Origin of the sequence: Mycobacterium sp. Marseille-P9652 (assembly GCF_902652685.1) — a bacterium.
Taxonomy (GTDB): domain Bacteria; phylum Actinomycetota; class Actinomycetes; order Mycobacteriales; family Mycobacteriaceae; genus Mycobacterium.
Genome location: NZ_CACRUY010000052.1, coordinates 24,713 through 32,494 on the forward strand (window position 1 = coordinate 24,713; position 7,782 = coordinate 32,494).

The 7,782-nt window shown below is 70.0% G+C and carries 6 protein-coding genes and 1 pseudogene; all 7 read right to left on the minus strand.

The genetic code is table 11. The annotated features are described in order from the left end of the window. Positions 1-3 precede the first annotated feature (3 nt). On the minus strand, positions 4-753 hold the full coding sequence (locus tag GPY60_RS21540) for a DUF1206 domain-containing protein (RefSeq protein ID WP_156689737.1): 750 nt from the start codon (positions 751-753) through the stop codon (positions 4-6). Between the two features lie 76 nt (positions 754-829). After that, positions 830-3,637 carry a phosphoenolpyruvate carboxylase gene (gene ppc / locus GPY60_RS21545; RefSeq protein WP_156689730.1) on the minus strand — a complete coding sequence of 936 codons (2,808 nt, stop codon included), beginning with the start codon at positions 3,635-3,637 and terminating at the stop codon, positions 830-832. An 84-nt stretch (positions 3,638-3,721) separates the two neighbouring features. Further along, positions 3,722-3,955: a preprotein translocase subunit SecG gene (gene secG / locus GPY60_RS21550; protein ID WP_156689731.1), complete on the minus strand. Its 234-nt coding sequence runs from the start codon at positions 3,953-3,955 to the stop codon at positions 3,722-3,724. A 58-nt stretch (positions 3,956-4,013) separates the two neighbouring features. Continuing rightward, positions 4,014-4,799 carry a triose-phosphate isomerase gene (gene tpiA, locus GPY60_RS21555; RefSeq protein WP_156689732.1) on the minus strand — a complete coding sequence of 262 codons (786 nt, stop codon included), beginning with the start codon at positions 4,797-4,799 and terminating at the stop codon, positions 4,014-4,016. Then, positions 4,796-6,034: a phosphoglycerate kinase gene (locus GPY60_RS21560; protein ID WP_156689733.1), complete on the minus strand. Its 1,239-nt coding sequence runs from the start codon at positions 6,032-6,034 to the stop codon at positions 4,796-4,798. Before GPY60_RS21560 ends, tpiA begins: the two co-directional genes overlap by 4 nt. A gap of 3 nt (positions 6,035-6,037) precedes the next feature. Further along, on the minus strand, positions 6,038-7,057 hold the full coding sequence (gap, locus tag GPY60_RS21565) for a type I glyceraldehyde-3-phosphate dehydrogenase (protein ID WP_156689734.1): 1,020 nt from the start codon (positions 7,055-7,057) through the stop codon (positions 6,038-6,040). Positions 7,058-7,671: 614 nt separating this feature from the next. After that, positions 7,672-7,782 (minus strand): annotated as a pseudogene (locus GPY60_RS21570) (UvrD-helicase domain-containing protein); the annotation flags it as partial.

The window sequence follows — 7,782 nt, forward strand, 5'->3', positions numbered from 1 at the left end:
CGATCACATCCTGGTCGACCGGGCCATGACGAAGCTGTACAGGCCGTACGTGATGATCCCCAGGCCGGCGGCGATCAGCAGCGCCGCCCCGAACGGGTAGGTCCCGAGGGTCTTGAGCGCGCCGTCGAGCCCGGTCGCCTTCTTCGGTTCGGCGCGGCACCCGGCGACGACGACCAACACGCCCGTGCCGGCGATCACCACGCCTTTGGCGATGTAGCCGGCGATGCCGAGGCGCCGCACCAGGTTGCCGGACTCGCCCTCGAGGTCGTCGACGAAGTTGCGCGTGGCGCCCTTGTAGACGTGGTATCCGCCGACCGCCACGATGATCAGGCCGCCCGCGATCAGGGCCGCCGTCCCGGCGCCGCTGGCCATCAGCCGCGCGCTGATCGACGAATTCTGTTGGTCCGCGGGCCTTCCCGCGCCGCGGGCGAACCCGAACGCGGAGTAGGCGAAGGCGAGATAGACCGCGGCCAGGCCGAGGGCCTTCGCCCGGTCCCCCGCGCTCGACTTGGTGCCGTCCTTGCGGCGGTCGCTCGCCCGGCCGAGGACGGTCTCGACCAGCCGCCACAGGCCCATCGTCAGCAGGGCGGCCGCGGCCACCCAGAGCGCGACGGGGCCGCCGGGCTTGTCGGCCAGCGTCGCCAGCGCGCCGGTCTGGTCGGCGGTGCCGCCGTCGCCCAGGGCGACCCGGATCGCGAGGTAGCCGACGATCAGGTGCAGGAGCCCGTTGACGACGTACCCGCCGCGCGCCATGCGCTCGAAGACGCCGTTCTGCGCCAAGTCCGTCGGTGCGACGGACGAAACCTCTGCCACTCGGCGGGGATGCCCGCTATCCGCTGTTGCGTAACGCGCTCGCAAGCCCGTTCATCGTCAGGAGGATGCCGCGCTGCACCAGCTCGTCGTCGTCGCCCGAGCGGTAGCGGCGCAGCAGCTCCACCTGGAGGTGGTTGAGGGGTTCCAGGTAGGGGAAGCGGTTGAACACTGAACGCGCCAGCGCGGGGTTGTCGGCCAGCAGGTCATCGTGGCCGGTGATCAGCTTGTGCATCTCGATGGTCCGGCGGTGCTCGTCGACGATTTTGTCGAAGACGCGCTGCCGCAGCTCCTCGTCTTCCACCAGCTCGGCGTAGCGGGCCGCCAGTCCGAGGTCGCTCTTGGCCAGCACCTGCGCCATGTTCGACAGCACGCTGCGGAAGAACGGCCATCGCTCGTACAGCTCGTGCAGCGTGTCCACCCGCTCGGCCTCGGACTCGGGACCCGCCTTGATCCACTGCTCGAACGCCGACCCGGTGCCGTACCAACCGGGCAGCATGACCCGCGACTGGCTCCAGGCCAGCACCCACGGGATCGCGCGCAGGTCGGAGATCGACTCGGTGGGTTTGCGCGACGTCGGGCGGCTGCCGATGTTGAGCGACCCGATCTCGCTGACCGGGGTCGACGCCTTGAAGTACTCGACGAAACCCGGTGTGTCGTGGACCAATTCGGCATACGAGCGCTGCGCCAGGGTCGCCACCTCGCCCAGCACTACGTAGGCGGGCTCGGCCGCATCGCCCAGCCCCTCGACGTCGAGCAGCGTGGACTCCAGCGTCGCGGCCACGAGGCTCTCCAGGTTGCGCCGCGCCGTCTGCGGCTCGGCGTACTTGGCGGCGATCACCTCGCCCTGCTCGGTGAGGCGCAGCGAGCCCTTCACCGCGCCGGGCGGCTGGGCCAGGATCGCCTGGTAGCTCGGGCCGCCGCCGAGGCGGCCGGTGCCGCCGCGGCCGTGGAAGAGCCGCAACCGGATCCCGGTCTTGCGGGCCACTTCCACCAGCGCCAGTTCCGCCCGGTAGACGGCCCAGCTGGAGGCCAGGTAGCCGCCGTCCTTGTTGGAGTCGGAGTAGCCGAGCATCACCTCCTGGCACCCGCCCCGGGCGTCGACCATGGCCCGGTAGACGGGCAGCTCGAGCATCGCGTTCAGGATCTCGGCGCCGTTGTGCAGGTCGTCGATGGTCTCGAACAGCGGCGAAATGCCCACGGGACAACAGGGTTCGGGCCCGGCGACGTCCAGCAGCCCGGCCTCCTTGAGCAGGATCGCGGCCTCGAGGATGTCCGACACCGAGCGGCACATCGAGATGACGTAGTTGGGCACCGCCGCCGGGCCGTAGAGTTCGACGGCGCGCGCGGCCGCGCTGACGACCCCGAGCTCGCCGCGGGCCAGGTCGGACAGTTCGGCGCGGTCCCCGACGAGGGGACGGCGGGTGCCCAGCTCGGTCGCGAGCAGCTCGACGCGTTCGGCCTCGGGCAGTGACGCGTAGTCGTCGTGAACCCCGGCCCAGGCCAGCAGTTCGCCGACCACCTCCTCGTGGACGTCGGAGTTCTGCCGCATGTCGAGGCCACACAGGTGAAACCCGAAGACGCGCACCCCTTCTCGCAGTAAGGCCAGCCGGTCGTCGGCCAGCAGCGCGCTGCCGTGCCGGCGCAGGGAGGCGTCGATCGTGTCGAGGTCGGCCTGCAGCTCCCCCGGAGCCGCGTAGGGGGGCAGCCCGAGGTCGAGCTCGTGCTGGGGTTGCCGGTCGAGGATCTCCGCAGCCGTCGCGGTCAGCCGGCCGCGGACCACCCGCAGCGCCCGCCGGTACGGCTCGTCGGCCCGCGCCTGCTCCCCGCAGCCCTCGGCGAGCGACGCCAGCTCGGGCGTCACCGACACCAGCCGCGCCGACATCGTCAGTTCGTGCTCGAGGGCGGCGAGCTCGGCCATGTAGTGGGCGAACGCGGTGAACGCGGCGCTGCCGGTGGCCTGCCGCACCACCTCCCCCGTCACGTTCGGGTTCCCGTCGCGGTCACCGCCGATCCAGGAACCGGGCTGCACGATCGGCCCGGGCAGAATGTCGCCGTCGGGCCAGCGGGCGCGCAGCGCCTCGCGGACCTCGGCGTTGAGCTCCGGGATGACCTTGAAGAACGCGGCGGGGTAATACCGCAGCCCGACCTCGATCTCGTCGGTGATCTGCAGGCGCGACAGGCGGATCAGCGCGGTCTGCCACAGTGTGAGGACGTGGCGGCGCAGCTCGAACTCGATGTTGCGGCCGTCGTCGGTCTCGGTGTGCCCCTCGGCGTGCAGCCGCATGAGCTGGGTGATCCGGTGCTGGGTGACGAAGACGGTGCGCCGGCGGGTTTCGGTGGGATGCGCGGTGATCACCGGCGCCACCAGCGCACCCTTGAGGGCCTCGGTGACAGCGTTCGAATCTAGTTGCGCGCGTTCGAGTTTCGCGTAAGTGGCGGCCAGGGTGCTGTCCTGGGGCGGCTCCCCCGCGTCGACGTGCAGCGCGCGGCGGCGCTCCCGGTGGATGTCCTCGGCCACGTTGGCGAGCAGCGCGAAGTGGCTGAACGCCCGGATGATCGGGATCGCCCGGTGGATGTCGATCCCCGCGAACATCCGCGCCATGTCGGAGCGGTCGATCTCCGAGCGGCGAACCCGGAAGGACTCCACCCGCGCCCGTTCCACCAGGTCGAACACCTCGTCGCCCTGCTGCTCGCGGATGGTGTCGCCCAGGATGGCGCCGAGCATCCTGATGTCGGCGCGCATCGGCTCCGTCGCCTCGCGGCCGACGTGGGTGCGTTGGACGGCGCCGATCGGCGCCAGCGCGGTGTCGGAAACCTCAACCATGGATTCCAGTATCGGGGCGCAACGCACGGGCCGCCCGGCGAGTGGCTGGCGTCACCGGCAGGCGGCCGCCGAAACGGACGGAAGTCAGCGGTACTTGATCATCAGCGCGATGCCGATGATGCTCACCAGCCAGATCCCGGTGATGAACAGCGTCAGCCGGTCGAGGTTCTTCTCGACCACCGTGGACCCCGACAGGCTGGACTGGACACCGCCGCCGAACAGGGTCGACAGGCCGCCGCCCTTGGCCCGGTGCAGCAGCACCAGGAGTACCACGAGGATGCTGGTCACGACGAGCGTGATCTGCAGGCCCAATTGCATGACCGGCAGTTTACCCGGTGGACCCGCGGGCCCGGGGCGTCGGGCCCCGCGAACCGCCTTAGGGCAGGGGCCCGCCGGCGGCGATCGCCGCCAGCGTCGCGAACTGCTCGCCGTCCAGCGAGGCACCGCCCACCAAGGCGCCGTCGATGTCGTCGCGGGCGATCAGCTCGCCGATGTTCTTGGCGTTCACCGAGCCGCCGTAGAGCACCCGGACGGCGTCGGCGACCTGCGGAGACGCCAGCTCGGCGAGTTCCTTGCGGATCGCCGCGCACACCTCCTGAGCATCGGACGCGCTGGCGACCCGCCCGGTTCCAATCGCCCAGACGGGCTCGTAGGCGATGACGACGTTGCCGATTTGTTCGGCCGACAGGCCCGCCAGCGAGCCGCGCAGCTGATCCTCGCAGTGCGGCACGTGATCCCCGGCTTCCCGGACCTCCAGGTGCTCGCCGATGCAGACGATCGGAGTCAGCTCGTGCCTGAGCGCGGCGGCGGCCTTGGCGGCGACGAGCGCGTCGTCCTCGTGGTGGTACGTGCGACGCTCGGAGTGGCCGACGACGACGAAGCTGCAGCCGAGCTTGGCCAGGAAGGCGCCGCTGACCTCGCCGGTGTAGGCCCCCGAGTCGTGCCGGGACAGGTCCTGGGCGCCGTAGGTGAGCCGCAGCTTGTCCCCGTCGACCAGGGTCTGCACGCTGCGCAGGTCGGTGAACGGCGGCAACACCGTGACGTCGACCTTGTCGTAATACTTGTCCGGCAGCGCGAACGCGATCTTCTGCACCAGCGCGATCGCCTCGAAGTGGTTGAGGTTCATCTTCCAGTTGCCGGCGATCAGTGGCTTGCGGCTCACGCGTCTCCTCCACGTGGTTGCGGACGGCCGAGGACCTCGATGCCCGGGAGGGTCTTGCCCTCCAGGTACTCCAGCGACGCGCCACCGCCGGTGGAGATGTGCGAGAAGTCGCCCTCGGGGATACCCAGCGTCCGCACGGCGGCGGCCGAGTCGCCGCCGCCGACGACGCTGAACGCGCCCTTGCCGGTCGCGGCGGCGATGGCCTCGGCCACGCCCTTGGTGCCGGCGGCGAAGGCGGGGAATTCGAACACGCCCATCGGGCCGTTCCAGAAGATGGTCTCGGCGTTGGACAGGGCCGCCGTGAACCGCTTGACCGATTCCGGGCCGATGTCCAGGCCCATCTTGCCGTCCGGGATCCGGTCGGCGGCCACGGTCTGCGGCGTCGAATCGGCGGCGAACTTGTCCGCCACCACGATGTCCACCGGGAGCCGCAGCACGTCGGCGTAGGTTTCGGACAGCCTGCGGCAGGTGTCGACCATGTCCTCCTCGAGCAGCGAGGTGCCGACGGAAAGGCCCTGCGCGGCAAGGAAAGTGAAACACATGCCGCCGCCGATGACGATGCTGTCGGCCTTGGTCGCCAACGACTCGATGACCCCGAGCTTGTCGGACACCTTGGACCCGCCCAGTACCACCGCGTACGGGCGTTTGGTCGAGCTGGTCAGCTTCTCGAGCACCCGGATTTCCTCGTCCACCAGCTTGCCGGCGTAGTGCGGCAGCAGCGTGGCGACGTCGTAGACGGAGGCCTGCTTGCGGTGCACCACCCCGAAGCCGTCGGAGACGAAAGCGCCCCCGGGCGAGACCAATTCGGCGAGTTGCCGGGCCAGTGCGAGCCGCTCGCCGTCGTCCTTGCTGGTCTCGCGCGGGTCGAAGCGGATGTTCTCCAGCAGCAGGACGTCGCCGTCGGTGAGCCCCTCGGCGCGGGCGAGCGCGTCGGAACCGACGACGTCACCGGCCAACTGCACGTGCCGGCCCAGGCGCTCGCCGAGCGCCGCGGCGACCGGCGCCAGCGAGAACTTCGGGTCGGGGCCGTTTTTGGGCCGGCCCAGGTGCGCGGTCACCACCACCTTGGCCCCGGCGTCCAGGAGCGCCTTCAGCGTCGGGACCGACGCGACGATCCGGCCGGGATCGGTGATGTCGCCCCCGTCGTCGAGCGGAACGTTGAGATCCGAGCGCACCAGCACGCCGCGGCCCGAAACGCCCTCCGCCAGAAGGTCGTCCAGAGTCGGGATGGACATGGCCTACAGCGACTTGCCGACCAGCGCGACCAGGTCGATGAGGCGGTTGGAGTAGCCCCACTCGTTGTCGTACCAGGACACGACCTTCGCCTGGTTGTCGATCACCTTGGTCAGCCCGGAGTCGAAGATCGAGCTGTGCGGGTCGGTGACGATGTCGCTGGACACGATCGGCGCGTCGTAGTACTTCAGGATGCCCTTGAGGCGTCCCTCGGCGGCCGCCTTGAACGCCGCGTTGATCTCGTCGGCGCTGGCTGACTTGGCCAGTTCGACGGTCAGGTCGGTCACCGAACCCGTCGGGATGGGCACCCGCAGCGCGTACCCGTCCAGCTTGCCCTTCAGCTCGGGCATCACCAGCCCGATCGCCTTCGCCGCGCCGGTGGAGGTGGGCACGATGTTCAGCGCCGCGGCACGGGCGCGGCGCAGGTCCTTGTGCGGGCCGTCCTGGAGGTTCTGGTCCTGGGTGTAGGCGTGGATCGTCGTCATCAGGCCGCGCACGATGCCGAACTCGTCTTGCAGCACCTTGGTCACCGGTGCCAGGCAGTTCGTGGTGCACGAGGCGTTGGAGATGATGTTCTGGCTGCCGTCGTACTTGTCGTCGTTGACGCCCAACACGATCGTGATGTCGGGGTCCGTGGCCGGCGCGGAGATGATGACCTTCTTGGCGCCGGCCTCCAGGTGGCCCTTGGCCTTGGCCGCATTGGTGAAGATGCCGGTGGACTCCACGACGACGTCGACGCCCAGGTCACGCCAGGGCAGCGCCGCCGGGCCCTCCTTGACCTCCAACGCCTTGATCTTGTGGGTGCCGACGACGATGGTGTCGTCGCCTTCCAGGCTGACGTCGTAGGGCAGCCGGCCCAGGATGGAGTCGAATTTCAGCAGGTGAGCGAGGCTGGCGTTGTCGGTGAGGTCGTTGACCGCCACCACCTCGATGTCAGCACTGCCCTGCTCCTGTTGGGCCAACAGGGCCCGGTAAAAGTTGCGGCCGATTCGACCGAAGCCGTTGATGCCTACCCGGACCGTCACGTGCCTCTCCCTGCCTTTCAGAAATGCCGATAAGCGCATGCCCAGCCTAGATCAGTGACCGCGGTCACCGGCCCCCGGCAAGGCTGCGGGACCCTGCCGGGTACCCGGCCGCGGGCGCCTGCGGTCACCGGAGCGTGTCTGGTTCGTATCGGTTCCATAAGCACCCCTACTGTCGCGCGTGTAATTACAAGCGCCGGCAATACATTCGACACGGCTGCGGTACGGCTATGCGGAAACTGCTGCACAGTTCGGTTGCGGAGATAGATGAGTGCTGAAGGAGTCGACGTCGATGACGGTCTTTGATCGGTTCAACATCACGGTGGGTGCCATCGCCGGGTTGTGCGGCGCCGCTCTGGCGTTGAGCCCCGATGCGGCAGCCGTGCCCCCGCTGAAGACGGGCGGCTACGCCTGCGTCCAGGGGATGTCGGGCGAGACCGGGGCTCCGGCGGCCGGCGGACCGGCCGCGGGCGGCGGAGCGGGCGGTGCCGGAGCGGCGGCGGCCTGCCGCTGCACCACCAGCGCTTCCGCCGGAGGCCCGGCCGCGGGCGGACCGCTCGCCGCGGGCGGTGGGGCTCCCGGCGCGCCCGGAGGCGGCGGTGGGGCTCCCGCAGCGGGCGGGCCCGGTGGCCGACCAGCCGCACCACCCGCTCGCGCATCTCCGCGGCGGCCTTGTTGGTGAAGGTGATCGCCAAAATCTGCCCGACGCCGACGCCGCGCGCTGCGAT